General features: G+C 73.5%; 16 protein-coding genes. 4 read left to right on the top strand and 12 right to left on the bottom strand.

Going from position 1 to position 13,940, the window contains the following annotated elements:
- Positions 1-146: 146 nt before the first annotated feature.
- The 12 genes from FB391_RS06330 to FB391_RS06280 form a co-directional block, all read right to left on the bottom strand.
- On the bottom strand, positions 147-914 hold the full coding sequence (locus tag FB391_RS06330) for a PH domain-containing protein (RefSeq protein ID WP_221886279.1): 768 nt from the start codon (positions 912-914) through the stop codon (positions 147-149).
- A 2-nt stretch (positions 915-916) separates the two neighbouring features.
- Positions 917-1,084 carry a hypothetical protein gene (locus FB391_RS19660; RefSeq protein ID WP_185842967.1) on the bottom strand — a complete coding sequence of 56 codons (168 nt, stop codon included), beginning with the start codon at positions 1,082-1,084 and terminating at the stop codon, positions 917-919.
- A gap of 115 nt (positions 1,085-1,199) precedes the next feature.
- A complete protein-coding gene (locus tag FB391_RS06325; protein WP_141893530.1) occupies positions 1,200-2,249 on the bottom strand; it encodes a zinc-dependent alcohol dehydrogenase family protein in 1,050 nt (349 codons plus the stop codon).
- A 27-nt stretch (positions 2,250-2,276) separates the two neighbouring features.
- Positions 2,277-2,918, bottom strand: coding sequence for an SDR family oxidoreductase (locus FB391_RS06320; RefSeq protein ID WP_141893529.1), 642 nt, complete (start codon positions 2,916-2,918; stop codon positions 2,277-2,279).
- A 47-nt stretch (positions 2,919-2,965) separates the two neighbouring features.
- Complete coding sequence (locus FB391_RS06315; protein ID WP_141893528.1) at positions 2,966-4,066, bottom strand: NAD(P)-binding domain-containing protein; 1,101 nt, start codon at positions 4,064-4,066, stop codon at positions 2,966-2,968.
- 59 nt (positions 4,067-4,125) lie between these two features.
- Complete coding sequence (locus tag FB391_RS06310) at positions 4,126-4,902, bottom strand: isocitrate lyase/PEP mutase family protein (RefSeq protein WP_141893527.1); 777 nt, start codon at positions 4,900-4,902, stop codon at positions 4,126-4,128.
- 39 nt (positions 4,903-4,941) lie between these two features.
- Positions 4,942-5,397, bottom strand: coding sequence for a YchJ family protein (locus tag FB391_RS06305; protein ID WP_185842966.1), 456 nt, complete (start codon positions 5,395-5,397; stop codon positions 4,942-4,944).
- Positions 5,398-5,763 (bottom strand): TraR/DksA family transcriptional regulator, encoded by a 366-nt coding sequence (locus FB391_RS06300; protein ID WP_185842965.1) that lies wholly within the window; start codon positions 5,761-5,763, stop codon positions 5,398-5,400.
- Between the two features lie 259 nt (positions 5,764-6,022).
- Entirely contained in the window at positions 6,023-7,387 is a 1,365-nt protein-coding gene (locus FB391_RS06295; RefSeq protein ID WP_141893525.1) for a DUF6716 putative glycosyltransferase, read from the bottom strand.
- Positions 7,384-8,256 carry an N-acetylneuraminate synthase family protein gene (locus FB391_RS06290; RefSeq protein WP_141893524.1) on the bottom strand — a complete coding sequence of 291 codons (873 nt, stop codon included), beginning with the start codon at positions 8,254-8,256 and terminating at the stop codon, positions 7,384-7,386. Before FB391_RS06290 ends, FB391_RS06295 begins: the two co-directional genes overlap by 4 nt.
- Positions 8,253-9,461, bottom strand: a complete 1,209-nt coding sequence (locus FB391_RS06285; protein WP_141893523.1) for an acylneuraminate cytidylyltransferase — start codon at positions 9,459-9,461, stop codon at positions 8,253-8,255. The genes FB391_RS06290 and FB391_RS06285 overlap by 4 nt, the downstream gene beginning before the upstream one ends.
- Positions 9,458-10,396: a hypothetical protein gene (locus FB391_RS06280; RefSeq protein ID WP_141893522.1), complete on the bottom strand. Its 939-nt coding sequence runs from the start codon at positions 10,394-10,396 to the stop codon at positions 9,458-9,460. The genes FB391_RS06285 and FB391_RS06280 overlap by 4 nt, the downstream gene beginning before the upstream one ends.
- Before the next feature lie 169 nt (positions 10,397-10,565).
- Here FB391_RS06280 and FB391_RS06275 point away from each other — a divergent pair, with 169 nt between their 5' ends.
- From FB391_RS06275 to FB391_RS06260, 4 genes are all read left to right on the top strand, one after another.
- Positions 10,566-11,498 carry a 5'-3' exonuclease gene (locus FB391_RS06275; RefSeq protein ID WP_246093374.1) on the top strand — a complete coding sequence of 311 codons (933 nt, stop codon included), beginning with the start codon at positions 10,566-10,568 and terminating at the stop codon, positions 11,496-11,498.
- An 88-nt stretch (positions 11,499-11,586) separates the two neighbouring features.
- The gene (locus tag FB391_RS06270; protein ID WP_185842964.1) at positions 11,587-12,831 is read left to right on the top strand and encodes a sensor histidine kinase; all 1,245 of its coding nucleotides are present in this window, start codon (positions 11,587-11,589) and stop codon (positions 12,829-12,831) included.
- Positions 12,828-13,481, top strand: a complete 654-nt coding sequence (locus FB391_RS06265; RefSeq protein WP_141893683.1) for a response regulator — start codon at positions 12,828-12,830, stop codon at positions 13,479-13,481. The genes FB391_RS06270 and FB391_RS06265 overlap by 4 nt, the downstream gene beginning before the upstream one ends.
- A 156-nt stretch (positions 13,482-13,637) precedes the next feature.
- Positions 13,638-13,931 (top strand): SHOCT domain-containing protein, encoded by a 294-nt coding sequence (locus tag FB391_RS06260; protein ID WP_141893520.1) that lies wholly within the window; start codon positions 13,638-13,640, stop codon positions 13,929-13,931.
- Positions 13,932-13,940 lie beyond the last annotated feature (9 nt).

Below are 13,940 nucleotides of genomic sequence, written 5' to 3'. Positions count from 1 at the left end.
TTTCATTGCGATGCCCCTCATGCCCCGGAAAGGGTGCGTCCCAGGCCGTGATCGGCTCCAGGCGTGGCGAAACAGCCACACGAGTGACACTCCAGGGTATCAGAACGCGAGGGTCGCCCGCGATGTTCCCGAAAGGGCCTCAGACGTCACCGCGGCAGGTCGATCGGGGCGGTGTTCGTGCGGTCCGGATCGAACCGCGCGGGCCGGCCGGAGGGTTCGCCGCGCAGCTGCGCGAGCCGCTCGTCCTCGCGGCGCTGAGCGTCCGCGAGCCAGTCCCACCCCGTCGACGGACCGCCCGGCTCGAAGGCGGGCACGGGCGCGGTCACGTGGGTCTCGTCGTACGCCGGCTCAGCCCGGGATGCCGCCGCCTCTGCCGGCGGCGGCTGCACCGGCGACGGGATCATCGTCGGGTCGCCGCGGCCGGCTGCGCCGCGCAGGCCCGCCTGCGCGATCACGCGCTGGATGGTGAGTCCGCGGGAGTCGGGATCCCCCACGTAGCGGATCTCGCGGAGCCCCTGCTCCTGCGCAGCCGATTCGAACACGAAGTGGCCGTAGCCGAAGACGCGGCCGATGAGCGGCTTGTAGACCGAGATGTCGAGGATGCGGGCGAGCGGCATCGTCGCGATGCGCTGCGACAGGATCCCGTGGACGCGGAACACGCGCATATTGGTGATGACGAACCGGTCCATGCGCTGCTCGAAGATGCGCCAGATCGCGTGCACGCCGATCGCGGCACCCACGAGGGTGGGGAGCCACCAGACCTGCGGCATCACGAAGGCGAGCAGGAAGACGACGAAGCCGCCCAGCAGTTCGAGCACGGCCGAGACGGTGGCTGCCCAGTGCTTGCGCACCTCGTCGACGACGTACTCCCCCTGATCCGAGATCAGGTGCTTGTCGATCCGTGGATCGAACACGCTCACCCCGCGGCGAGAGCCACGAAGAAGTCGACGACGGCCATGACAGCGCCCACGACGGCGTTGATGGCGCCCTGCACCGCGTTGGCGGCATCCTGCGGACGGGTGATGAGGTAGAACGCCGCGAACGCGATGACGAGCACCAGAATGATGCGCTTGACGATCTTCACGGGGGTCCCTTCGACTTCTGCTGTTCTACCGCACACGCGGCCGCACACGCGCAGGCGCGCGGGCGCGTCGCCGATCGCCGCGGGATCCCGGGCCGAACGATGCCGCGGCAGCCGGTCAGGGCCGCAGCAGCACCTTGGTCGCGCGGCGCTCGTCCATCGCAGCATAGGCCTCTGCGGCATCGCGCAGCGGCAGTTCGAGGTCGAACACGCGGCCGGGGCGGATCGCGCCTGACCGCACATCGGGCAGCAGCTCCTCGATGTACCCGCGCACAGGGGCGACACCGCCGTTGACGCCGACGTTGCGATCGAACATCTGGCGCACCGGCAGCTCCGGGCCGCCGTTGGGCACGCCGACGTAGCCCACCATGCCGCCCGGGCGCGTCGAGCGCAGCGCCTGGTCCATGGACTCCTTCGTGCCGACGCACTCGAGCACGCGGTCGGCGCCGATGCCTCCGGTGAGCGCCCGCACCGCCTCGACCCCGGCGTCGCCGCGCTCCTCGACGACGTGCGTCGCGCCGAACTCGCGGGCGAGCGACTGCCGCTGCGGGTGCCGCGACATCGCGATGATCGTCGTCGCGCCCAGGCGCTTGGCCGCGATGATCGCGCACAGCCCCACGGCGCCGTCGCCGACGACCGCGACCGCGTCCCCTGGTGAAACGCCGGCCGAGACGGCCGCGTGGTGTCCCGTGCCCATGACGTCGCTGAGGGTCAGCAGGCCGGGGATCTCGTCTTCGGACACCGGCCCCGGCACGACCGCGAGCGTGCCGTCGGCCAGCGGGACGCGCACCCGCTCGCCCTGCCCGCCGTCGGCGAACCCGCCGAAGCGGTCGCCGCTCCCCCACCATCCGCCGTGCAGGCACGACGTGCTCACGCCGTTGCGGCAGTTCACGCACGTGCCGTCGCACACGTAGAACGGCGCGATCACGAAGTCGCCGGCATGCACCGACCGCACATCGGGGCCGACCGCTTCGACGACGCCCACGAACTCATGTCCGATGCGGTGCGGCTGCCTGGTCGGCGTCACACCGCGGTACGGCCACAGGTCGGAGCCGCAGACGCAGGCGGCGACGACGCGGACGATCGCGTCGGCGCCCGTCGACAGGACAGGGTCGGGCACGTCCTCGACGCGGATGTCACGGGCGGCGTGGATGACGGTGGCGAGCATGGTCCGAGCCTAGGCGTGTGAGCGCGGTCAGGCGATCGCGTGCCCGATGACCTCGTCCCCTCCGCCGAAGCGGATGGTGCGCGCGATCGTGGCGTCGTCCGCGATGGCGGCCGCGATGACCTCCGCGACGTCGGCACGCGGCACGGCGCCGCTGCCGGCGGGGTCCAGTGCGATGCGGCCGGTGGGCGGCTCGAACGTGAGGGTGCCCGGCGCCAGGATCGTCCAGTCGAGGTCGCTCGCCGCAAGGTGGGCGTCGGCCGCCCACTTCGCGTCGGCGTAGGGGAAGAACGCGTCGTCACGGTCGATGCCGTGCTCGGCGCGCGAGCCGATCCACGAGACCATGACGTACCGCAGGACCCCGGCGGCCGCCGCGGCGTCCATCGAGCGGATGGCCGCGTCGCGATCGACGGCGTACGTGCGGGCGGGGTCGCCGCCGCCGGCGCCCGCCGACCAGACGACCACGTCGTTGCCGGCCACGATGTTCTCGAGCTGGCCCACGTCGAGCCTCTCGACGTCGGCGACGAGGGGCTGTGCGCCGGTGGCGGCCACCTCGTCCTCGTGCGCGGCATTGCGGATCACGGCGGTGACCGTGTGTCCCTGCGCCACGAGCAGGGGCTCCAGGAGCAGGGCGATGCGGCCGTGTCCGCCGAAGATCAGGATGCGAGCCATGTCGTCCTCCGTCTTTCGTCACACGCTACGCGAGTCGGGTGCATTCGTCAGGCGACCAGCGCGCCGTCGACCGCGTCGTCCGCGACGATCGCGCGCACGGCGTCGCGTCCCGCTCGGTTGGCCCCCACCGTCGACTGCGACGGCCCGTATCCGATGAGGAACAGTCTCGGCTCGTCGATCGAGCGTCCGTTCTCGACCCGGAACCCGCCCTCCGGCGTCCGCAGGCGCAGCGGCGCCAGATGGTCGAGCGCAGGGCGGAAGCCGGTGGCCCACAGGATGACGTCGGCCGGCTCGAACGATCCGTCCGGCATCCGGACGCCGTCCTCCTCGATCGACGAGAACATGGGATGCCGCACCAGCACCCCCCGCGCCTGCGCGGCGCGCGCCCACGGCGTCCAGTGCATGCCGGTCACCGCGATGACACTGCCGGGCGGCAGGCCGCGGCGCACCCGGTCCTCGACCCCGGCGATGGCGGCCACGCGTGCCGGCACATCGAACTCGTCGTCCTGCCAGTCCGGCTCGCGGCGGGTCACCCAGAACGTGTCGGCGACGTGAGAGATCTCGTCGAGCAGCTGCACGGCAGAGATCCCCGCCCCGACGATCACGACGCGCCGGCCGGCGAACTCGTCGGCGGACACGTAGTCGGCGACGTGAAGCTGCCGCCCGCGGAAGCGCTCCTGGCCGGGATACCGCGGCCAGAACGGGCGGGTCCACGTGCCGGTGGCGTTGATCACATACCGAGCCGCCCACGCGCCGCTGTCCGACTCGACGAGCAGTCGCCCGCGCGGGTCGACGTCGGCACGACGCACCGCCGTGATCCGCACCGGGCGCCGGACATCCAGTCCGAACCGCTCCTCATAGTCGGCGAAGTACGCCGGCAGCACGTCGCGGCTGGCTGCGGCGGGGTCGGCCGGCGGCACGGCATGACCCGGCAGCTCGTGGATGCCGTTGACCGTCGCCATCCGCAGCGACGCCCAGCGGTGCTGCCAGGCTCCGCCCGGCGCCTCGTTCGCATCGAGCACGACATACGTCGATGCACCGCCTCCGGCCCGCAGCGGCGAGAATCCGCGGCGCTGCAGGTGGTACGCGGCCGACAGCCCCGCCTGCCCGGCCCCGATCACGACGACGTCGACGGGTACGGGCTCCATGTGTGCGACAACAGCGGCCGGCCCGCCGGGATTCCCCGCGGGCCGGCCGACGACGGGCCTCAGTTGAGGGCGCGGGTGCCGGCGGGAAGGACTCCCCCGGCGTACAGGTCGGCCGCGGCATCCTGCAGCGCGGTGAGCGCGACGCGCTGCGTCATGGGGCCGTACGAGATGCGGGCTGCACCGAGCGCCTCGTACTCCACCGACGACAGGGCGCCGGGCAGGCCGATCACGCTGATCTTGCGCTCGCCGATGCCCTCGACCAGGCGGCGCGTCACCTCGGCATCGAGGATGCCGGGCACGAACACCAGGTCGGCGCCCGCCGCGAGGTACGCACGGCCGCGCTCCACGGCATCCGCGATCGACTCCTCGACGGGGCGGTCACCGGCGCGGACGAACGCATCGGTGCGCGCGTTGAGGACGAACGGGACGCCCTCGGCGGCGCCTGCGGCCACGATGGCCTCGACGGCGGCGACCGCCTCGTCCAGCGGACGGAGGCGGTCCTCGACGTTGGCGCCGACCACGCCCTTGCCGATGGCCCGGCGGACGGTCTCGCCCGCGTCGCCGTAGCCTGCGTCGAGGTCGGCGCTGACCGGGAGGTCGCCGACCGCCTCGACGATGCGCCCGAGCATGTCGAGGGTCAGCTCCAGCGGGATCCCGCCGTCGGGGTAGCCGAACGACGCGGCGATCGAGTGTCCGGCAGTCGCGATCGCCCGCGTCTCGGGAAGCGCGGCGACGGTGCGCGCCGACACCGCATCCCACACGTTCACGACGCGGAGGATCTCGGGGGCGGCGTGGAGGCGCGCGAGGGTCTGTGCTTTGTCAGCCTGAGTCGTCATGGATCTCACGCTAGCGGCGGCCGGGTCCACGGGGGCCGGTCACTGCGGATCCAGCCGTCCGTCGAGGTACCACCAGCGTCCGCTCTGGCGCACGAAGCGGCTGCGCTCGTGCAGCACGCCCCGGTCGGCGCCGTGGCGCCATCCGGCCCGGAACTCGACGACGCCGCGGGTGTCGCCCTCAGTCCCGGCCTCGACGTCCAGGACCTGCAGGCCCGTCCACCGCTGCACGGGGTCGAGCTCGAGGTCGTCGGGACGAGTGCCCGGATGCCACGTCGCCGCGAGATACCGGTCGTCCCCGACGACGAACGCGGTGTACCGGGAGCGCATCAGCCTCTCGGCGGTCGGCGCGGGCGTCCCCCGCAGCAGCGGGTCGCAGCAGCCGTCGAAGCGCTCGCCGCTGTCGCACGGGCACGGATCGTCGGCCGCGGGCGACACGAACCGCCCTGATCGCGCGCCAGAAGCCGCGCCCGACGGCGCACCCGGGCCGAAGGACATTCAGGCGCCCGCCTTCTCGGCGCACGAGACGCAGCGGGTCGCGAACGGCCGCACGCGCAGCCGCGCGATCGGGATGCCCCGGCCGCAGTCGACGCACACGCCGTACGTCCCCGCCTCCCAGCGGGAGACCGCCTCGTCGATCTCGGCGAGCTCGCGTCGCTCGGCGTCGGCGAAGGCGACGGCACGCGACCACTCGCCCGACAGCGTGACGCCCTCGGGATCGTGCTCGTCGTCGGCGACGTCGGAGCCGCGATCGGCGCGCAGCTCGGCGAGGGTCTGCTCGTTGGCGGCGAGCCGCGCGGCGGCGGTCTCACGAAGCTCGTCGAGCAGTGCGCGCAGCTCGGTGCGGCCGGCGGCGGAGGTCATCGCACGAGACTACGCCCGCAACCGCCCCGACGGGACGCGCCGCCCCGCGTCGCACCGGCCGTGTGAGCGGTTCCAGGAGGTGCACGGCCGGCGTCGAGGCTTCATGTGGCGGCGCGATAGCGTTCTCACAGCGACGGTTGCGAGGGTGATCAGGACATCGCGGAGGGCGCCCCGGGCCCTCCGCGATTCCCCCCGCAGGGCGCCGCGTCGCCCGGGACCCCACCTCGTGCCCGACCCCCGGAGGGCACGAGGGGCGGTCTCAACGACCCGCCCGGAGCCGGCGATCCGCATCCCCCCGGACGAGATCGCCGGCTTCTTCCCTCCGCCCGGCCGTCGTGTTCGCGATCGCGCCTGTTCCAGCACCGGTGCCGCTCCACAGCGCGCGCCGCGCGCGGCTCGTGAACCGGACGGCCGCGCGGGCGGGCACACCGATCACCCACGCGATCGATCCGGCCGCCGACGTGTCGCTGCGCCCGAGCGCGACGCGCCGCTCCCAGGCGTCGCGCAGCGCCCCGCCCCGTCGTGCCAGCGGCGCGCGCGGCGGCAGCGTGCCCTCCGTGCGCCGGGCGACCAGACGGGTCACGGCGTCGATCCAGTCGTCGTCGGACGGCGGATGGAAGTAGTTCTCGTCCAGCCACTCCGGGTCGGGATGCCGGAACCGCCGCGCGATCACGTCGTCCTCGCCGGCGAGCAGGTCCGCGTCGGCGAGGGTCTCGTTGATCAGCCGCGCCGACACCCCGAACGTGTCGAGGGCGATCACCGGGATCCCGCGGGCGATCGCCTCGATCGCCGCCGTCGAACTGACCGTCACGAGTCCTTCGGCGCGGTCCAGCGCGCGTCCCATCGGCTCGGTCGAGGTCACGAGGTTCGCCGGCAGGGGGCCGAGCGTCGCCAGCAGCTCGGGGTACCCGTCCTGCTCGGCGTGGGTCTGGTGCTCGCCGGCCGCCGCGCGGAGCTTGACCACGACGCGCCGGGCCGGATCGGCCTCGGCCGCCGCCGCCAGCATCCGGGCGATCCGCAGCCGGTCCTCGCGACCGGCCGGGACCTTCGCCTGCGTCGCGAACAGCAGGTCCGTGCCGCGCGGCGTGGACGCCGCCGCCGCGCTCGAAGCCCCGCGCGCGAACGGCAGCGTCGCCAGCGCGTACCGGTGCGTGTACCCCGTCCGCGCCGACAGCGCGCCGAATTCGCGCACCTCTCGCCGCGAGTGGACCACGAACAGATCGCACTGCAGGCGGTACACGACGGCCTTGCGCGTGGCGGGGATCGAGATGCCCGGCAGCCCGGTGACGAGCACGGGTCTCGGGTCGAGTCCCGCGATCTCGCGCGCCAGCACGCGCACCAGCGGCCCACGAGCGCCGAGCAGCACGGCGTCGGGCCGCAGCTGCTCCAGCCGCTCCCTGAGCCCCGCGTACGCGACGCGTTCGACACGCGCACGGCCGAGCCCGCTGCCCGCGAGCGCCGCCGAGAGCTGCGTGTCGCTCACCACCAGAGGCGTCTCGAGGACCAGGAGCGCGGCATCCACCCCGCCGCCCTCGGCACCCAAGAGGGCGGCCGCCCATTTCACGTACGAGTCGGTGTCGGCGATCGCGACGATGCGGGGCGCGCGCCCGTTCGCCTCCGTCACGCGGGGACGCGGCGCAGCTTCGCCATGGGCGCGAGCTCGCCGGGGTACACGCGCTTGACGCCGTCGCCCAGGGCCGCCTCGATCACCCGGATGTCGCGCACGAGGTTCTTGAGGCCGGCCGGCTCCAGCGAGGCGGCGTGGTCGGAGCCCCACATCGTGCGGTCGAGCGTGATATGACGCTCGACCGCCACCGCGCCGAGCGCGACGGCGGCGATCGAGATCTGCAGACCGCGCTCGTGGCCCGAGTACCCCACGGGCACGCCGGGATAGCGATCGCGCAGCGCCGGGATCATCCGCAGGTTCGCCTCGTCGGGCTCCATCGGGTACGTCGAGGTCGCGTGCATGAGCACGAGCCGGTCGGTGCCGAGCAGCTCGATCGCGGCGTCGATCTGCTCGGTCGTCGACATCCCGGTCGACAGGATGACCGGCTTGCCGGTGACGCGCAGCGCCTCCAGCAGCTCGCGGTCGGTGAGCGAGGCCGACGCGACCTTGTGCGCCACCACGCCGAGGTCCTCGAGGAAGGCGACGCTCGGCACGTCCCACGGCGAGGCGAACCACTCCAGGCCGCGGAGCAGCGCGTGATCCGAGATCTCGATGTACTGGTCGCGGTCGAACTCCACACGGCGGCGGTAGTCGAGGTAGCTCATCGTCCCCCAGGGCGTCTCCCGCGGGATGTCGCGCATGTGCTCGGGGGTCGCGATCTCGGGCGTGCGCTTCTGGAACTTCACCGCGTCCGCGCCGGCGTCCGCCGCGACGTCGATGAGCTGCTTGGCGAGCTCCACGTCGCCGTTGTGGTTGAGGCCGATCTCGGCGATCACGTACGCGGGGCGTCCGCCTCCGACGACGCGGGATCCGATCGTGACGGTCATGATGCCTCCTGAGGGCTGGTGGGGTGTGGTGCGGTGAGCAGAGGGGATGCCGCATCCCGGCCGGCGAGCACGCGGTCGGCGAGGTCGCGCACGGCGCCCGCGCCGCCGGGGCGATCGAGGACGGTCCGCGCGGCGGAGAGGACGAGCGGGTGGGCGTCGGGGACCGCCACGGGCCACCCGACGAGTTCGAGGCACGGCAGGTCGTTGACGTCGTTGCCGAGGTAGGCGACGCGGGACAGCGCGATGCCATGGGCGTCCGCCCACCCGCGCAGCGCGGCCGCCTTGTCGGCCGACGCCTGGACGACGTCCACGCGGAGCTTGCGCGCCCGCGCGGCGACGACGGGGTTGACCTCCGTCGAGAGGATGAGGACCGGGATGCCGGCGGCCCGCAGCAGCGACACCCCCATGCCGTCCGAGCGGCTGACCACGACCGACTCGACGCCGTGCTCGTCGACGCGCACGGTGTCGTCGGTGTGGACGCCGTCGAAGTCCGTGACGACGGCATCCACCTCCATCCGCTCCGAGCGGTCCACGAGCGGCGCTATCGCGCGCGCAAGCTCGAGCTCGTCGAGCGTGTCGATCTCGATCGCGGTGCGGGCGGACACCTCGGCGATGCCGACGCTGCCGAAGAAGCGGTGGCGCGCGGCCCGGAAGCCGGCGGCGCGCATGACGTAGAAGGCCCCGGTCTCGAGATAGTGCGGGTCCCGGTCCTGCCGGCGCGGGCGGAACTCGAGGTCGTGGTTGACGGCGGCAGCGGCGCCCCCGATGCCCTTCTCCCACAGGAAGCCGTACGTCTCGACCGCCGAGAATACGCTGTCGCGTCGACGCGAGCGCACCAGGTGCACGGCGTCGGTGAGGGCGGCGACGTCGATGAACGGCGAGGTGGCCTGCAGGAATGCGACGACGCCGACGTCGATTCGCCGGCGCTCGAGCTCGTCGAGGGCGTGCAGCAGCGCTCCCTCGGAGGTCGCCTCGTCGCCGGCGAGCTCGGCCGGGCGCTCCACGATCTCGGCGCCCCATTCGGCGGCGACGGCAGCGATGTCAGGGTCGTCGGTGGTCACCACGACACGGCCGATCGCGGCGCTGCTGCGCGCGGCGGCGACGGCTCGCGCCACCAGCGGGACACCTCCGACGCGCTGGAGATTCTTTCGCGCCACGCCCTTGGATCCGCCGCGCGCGGGGATGACGGCGACCGCCTCGCTCATGCGACGGCCCCGTGCCCGCGGGTGCTCGGCTCCCGGTCGACGCGGCTGGACGTCGCCCGCACGGTGCGCACGACCGCGCCGGTGCCGGCGAGCACGAGCGGCAGCGTCGTGGTGGTGCTCGAGGGGAGCGTCAGCACCTCGAGGGGTTCGCGAGCGCCGGCGAGCACGAGCTCCACGGGGAGACCCGTCTCATGCACGCGCAGTCCGGGCACCGTCGCGACCGCGCCGAGCTGTTCCGCGCTCTCGCGACGGTGGGGCAGGTACACGGCGCCGTCCGCCGCGGCACGGCGGACCCAGCGCAGATAGTCGACGAGGAGCATGCGTCCGTCGACCGGCAGAGCGCTGCCGAGCACGATGCGGCGCCCGAGCTCCGGCGCGGCGGGTGCCGTCGACCGCGTCCACGAGAAGTCGTGGCACCGGACGCCGAAGCCCTGGTCGGCGAGGGCGTCGACGCGGTCGGCGCCGAGGTCGAACGCGGTGAACATCCCGGCACGGCGGGCGCCCGCACGTCGGTGCACCAGCTCCGCGGCGAACGGCGCCATGAGCGTCGTGAAACCCCGCTCCCGCACGTTCGGCCGCTCGTAGGGTCGGCGGCCGAGGAGCGTGTCGGCGTACGCGACGGCGTGGGCGCCGTCGTCGAGGAACGTCACGCTGCGCGGACGCAGCACCGCGGCGGCGAAGCGGAACTGCCCTGAGAAGCCGTCGCCGACGAGCCAGTGGCCGTGGCGCGCCAGCAGGCTCCACGGGATGCCGAGGTACGGTTCCAGCGCACCGAAGCACGCACCGCGCGCGACCAGCGCCTCAGCGGTGGCCGAGATCTGCGGCGTCAAGCGGCCCGCCACCGGCACGATCGCCGAGTGGGCAGCCGCCCACTCGGCGGCGCCGACGAGCTGCAGCGGCGACTCCACCCATGCCAGCACATCTTCCCGGCCCATGAACGCCCCCTCTCGCGGCTGTCTCCCCACGGTGGGCGGCGGACGTGAACGGTGCGGGTGCCGACGGGCGACCGGCATCCGTCGTGCAGGTGAACGACCGGTGTCTGCGCCGACAGGCGGGCACCGCCGCCGCGCGCGCCGCGTCGGACGTGCGTGCCAGGATGAACGCGTGACCGACCGCCTGATGCTGCTCGACTCCGCGTCCCTCTACTTCCGTGCGTTCTACGGGGTGCCCGACACCGTGCGCTCCCCCGACGGCACGCCGGTGAACGCGGTCCGCGGGTTCCTCGACATCATCACGAGGCTCGTGACGACGTACCGTCCGACCCACCTCGTCGCCTGCTGGGACGACGACTGGCGACCGCAGTGGCGCGTCGACCTGATCCCGACGTACAAGACGCACCGCGTGGCCGAGGTCGTCGCCGGCGGCCCCGATGTCGAAGAGGTCCCCGATCCGCTCGAGGTGCAGGTGCCGGTCATCCGCGAGGTGCTGGACGCCCTCGGCATCCGGATCGTCGGCGCCGCCGAGCACGAGGCCGACGACGTCATCGGCACCCTCGCCACGACGGCGCGCATGCCGGTCGACATCGTCACCGGCGACCGCGACCTGTTCCAGCTCGTCGACGACGCGCGAGAGGTCCGCGTGGTGTACACGGCGCGCGGCATGAGCAACCTCGAGGTGCTCACGGATGCCGCCGTCGTGGGCAAGTACGGCGTCCTGCCGTCGCAGTACGCCGACTTCGCGACGCTGCGCGGCGACTCGTCGGACGGCCTTCCCGGGGTGGCCGGCATCGGCGAGAAGACGGCTGCCGGCCTACTCGCGACGCACGGCGACCTGGCCGGCATCATCGCGGCCGCCGAGGCGGGCGAGGGCATGTCGGCGGGCGTGCGCACGAAGGTGCTCGCTGGTCTGCCGTATCTGGCGGTCGCCCCGCAGGTGGTGGCCGTCGTCCGCGACCTCCCGCTGCAGGTCCCCGACCACCGGCTGCGCCCCCTCGACGAGGCGGCGAAGGCGGATGCCGCCGCCCTGGCCGAGCGGTGGGCGCTCGGCACCGCGGTCACGCGCATCGTCGACGCGCTCGACTCCGTCGGCACCGCCTGACCCCACCCAGGCCGTACTCCCGCGGGAGTACGGCGCCCGCTCCCGCGGTCAGACTCCTCCCAGTGCGGCCCGGCGTAGCATCGAGCGCATGCTTGGCCCCGCGCGTTTCGGCTCGAGTGCGACCGCGCCCGCGGACCGCCTCGCCGACGGCGACGGCGCCGGTCTGCGCTTCCGTCCCCCGCCGGCCGTGGTGCTGCTGGTGCCGGTCGTCGTCTCGCTGCTCGTGCAGGTCCCGGGAACGATCGGGCTGTCATGGTGGCAGCGCGTGCCGCCGTGGGCGGCCGTCACCAGCATCCTGCTGGCCGCGGCATCCGCTCTCGCCCTTCTCGCCGCGCGGCGATGGCCCGGGCCGACCGTCGCCGTCGTCGCGGGGCTGACGCTCGTCGACCTGTTCGTCCCGCCCGTCGGCGGGCCGCCGCCCATCGCCCTCGTCTTCGCGATCATCGGCGCCGTCGTCCGCGGCGCTCGGGTGTGGGCGCTGGTCTCGGTCGGCATCGCCTGGATCATCGCCGTCGTGGGTCCCGAGCTCGCCGCCGGCCTCTTCGGCGCCGCGTCGCCGGTCGGCGCCGTGGAATGGCATCCGGCGCGCATCGCCCTGGCCACCGTCGGCCTGGCCGTCTGCTTCGCGATCGGCGAGGGGATGCGCGCCCGGCTGCGCGGCGCCCAGGAGCGCCGCACCCAGCTCGCGGCCCGGCGGCGCGCCGCCGAGCAGGAGGAGCGCACGCGCATCGCCCGTGAGCTGCATGACGTCCTCGCCCACTCGCTCAGCCAGATCGCCGTCCAGTCGGGGGTGGGACTGCATCTGTTCGACCGCGAGCCCGAACGCGCGCGCGAGGCCCTCGCGAACATCCGCGCGCTCAGCGCCACCGGCCTCGACGAGGTGCGCGGGGTCCTCGCCTTCCTGCGGGGCGACGAGCTCGCGTCGCCCGACACCGCACCGCTCACCCCGCAGCCGCAGCTCGCCCAGCTGCCAGGACTCGTCGCGGGCCGGTCCGGGCTCGGGCTCACGGTCGCGCTCGACGACCGCCTCACCGGTGACCTGCCGCCGAGCGCCGTGCAGACGACCGCCTACCGCATCGCGCAGGAGGCGCTCACGAACGTGGTGCGCCATTCCGCGGCCTCGCACGCGACGGTGACGGTGCAGCACGAGGCCGCGGAGCTGGTCGTCACGATCGCCGACGACGGCGCGGGCTTCCCGGCGTCGGCGCCCGAGCGGGGCGGGCTGCGCGGCATGCGCGAGCGCGCGGAGCTCGCGGGCGGGCGGCTCACGGTCGACAGCGGCGCACGAGGCACGTCCGTGATCGCGAGGCTGCCATGGACGGGGACGCCATGATCCGCGTCGCGCTGGCCGACGATCACCAGCTGGTGCGCGCCGGTTTCCGTGCCCTTCTCGACTCCGAGCCCGACATCGAGGTCGTGGCCGAGGCCTCCGGTGGCCAGGAGCTGCTGCGGACGCTCAGGCAGACGCCCGTCGACGTCGCGCTCGTCGACATCAGGATGCCGGACGGGGACGGACTCTGGGCCGCCGAGCAGATCTCCGCCGATGACTCGCTCGCGGGCGTGCGCGTGGTGATCGTGACGACCTTCGAGCTCGACGAGTACGTCGTGCGGGCGGTGCTCGCCGGGGCGAGCGGATTCCTCGTCAAAGACACCGAGCCCGCCGAGCTCATCCGCGCCGTGCGCGCGGTGGCCGACGGCGATGCCCTGCTGTCGCCCGGCGTGACCCGCACACTCATCGACCGCGCGGCGGCGGGGCTGCGTCACGCGCCCGATCCGCGGCTGCTGCAGACCCTCACCGAGCGCGAGGTCGACGTTCTGCGGCTGGTCGCCGAAGGCCTCACGAACGACGAGATCGGCGCCCGGCTGTACCTGTCCCCTCTCACCGCCAAGACGCACGTGTCGCGCATCATGCAGAAGCTCGCCGCGCGCGACCGCGTCCGCCTCGTGATCATCGCGTACGAATCTGGTCTCGTCGGCTCCTGAGCCGACGATCCCGCCTCCATCCGCATCCTCGCGGTACTCCACGCGGAGCAGTCGAGAAGACTCCGCCGGTCGGATTCGCGGATGCCTCAGCGCGCCTTGACTGGAGGCATCCGGTCGCCCATCCCCGGCGCGTCCGGCTCCGAGAGAGGATTGCTCATGTCCGCTGCACTCGCCACGGGAATCGTGGCCACCCATGTCGTCGGGCCCTGGGGGTTCGGCTGGTGGTTCCTGCTGATCCCGCTGTTCTGGATCGCGCTGTTCGCGGTGCTGTTCGCCGTGTTCGGCCGTCGCTGGCGCCGTGCGGCCGCTGATGGCGCCTACGGCCCGTACGGGCGCACGCCCGCCCGCCAGGCCGAGACCACGCTGGCCGAACGCTTCGCGAAGGGCGACATCGATGAGACCGAGTACCGCGCACGCCTGGAGGTGCTGCGCGCGAACGCTCCGCAGTGAGCGCCGCCG

Source organism: Microbacterium kyungheense, from assembly GCF_006783905.1.
GTDB lineage: Bacteria > Actinomycetota > Actinomycetes > Actinomycetales > Microbacteriaceae > Microbacterium > Microbacterium kyungheense.
This window is presented reverse-complemented; position numbering and strand designations above follow the sequence as displayed.

Excerpts from the sequence above, each read along its gene's own strand:
- FB391_RS06300 (WP_185842965.1), bottom strand. The coding sequence starts at position 5,763 with ATGACCTCCGCCGCCGGCCGCACCGAGCTGCGCGCACTGCTCGACGAG.
- FB391_RS06310 (WP_141893527.1), bottom strand. The coding sequence starts at position 4,902 with ATGACGACTCAGGCTGACAAAGCACAGACCCTCGCGCGCCTCCACGCC.
- FB391_RS06280 (WP_141893522.1), bottom strand. The coding sequence starts at position 10,396 with ATGGGCCGGGAAGATGTGCTGGCATGGGTGGAGTCGCCGCTGCAGCTC.
- FB391_RS06285 (WP_141893523.1), bottom strand. The coding sequence starts at position 9,461 with ATGAGCGAGGCGGTCGCCGTCATCCCCGCGCGCGGCGGATCCAAGGGC.
- FB391_RS06325 (WP_141893530.1), bottom strand. The coding sequence starts at position 2,249 with ATGCTCGCCACCGTCATCCACGCCGCCCGTGACATCCGCGTCGAGGAC.
- FB391_RS06265 (WP_141893683.1), top strand. The coding sequence starts at position 12,828 with ATGATCCGCGTCGCGCTGGCCGACGATCACCAGCTGGTGCGCGCCGGT.
- FB391_RS06270 (WP_185842964.1), top strand. The coding sequence starts at position 11,587 with ATGCTTGGCCCCGCGCGTTTCGGCTCGAGTGCGACCGCGCCCGCGGAC.
- FB391_RS06260 (WP_141893520.1), top strand. The coding sequence starts at position 13,638 with ATGTCCGCTGCACTCGCCACGGGAATCGTGGCCACCCATGTCGTCGGG.
- FB391_RS06290 (WP_141893524.1), bottom strand. The coding sequence starts at position 8,256 with ATGACCGTCACGATCGGATCCCGCGTCGTCGGAGGCGGACGCCCCGCG.
- FB391_RS06305 (WP_185842966.1), bottom strand. The coding sequence starts at position 5,397 with ATGTCCTTCGGCCCGGGTGCGCCGTCGGGCGCGGCTTCTGGCGCGCGA.
- FB391_RS06320 (WP_141893529.1), bottom strand. The coding sequence starts at position 2,918 with ATGGCTCGCATCCTGATCTTCGGCGGACACGGCCGCATCGCCCTGCTC.
- FB391_RS06315 (WP_141893528.1), bottom strand. The coding sequence starts at position 4,066 with ATGGAGCCCGTACCCGTCGACGTCGTCGTGATCGGGGCCGGGCAGGCG.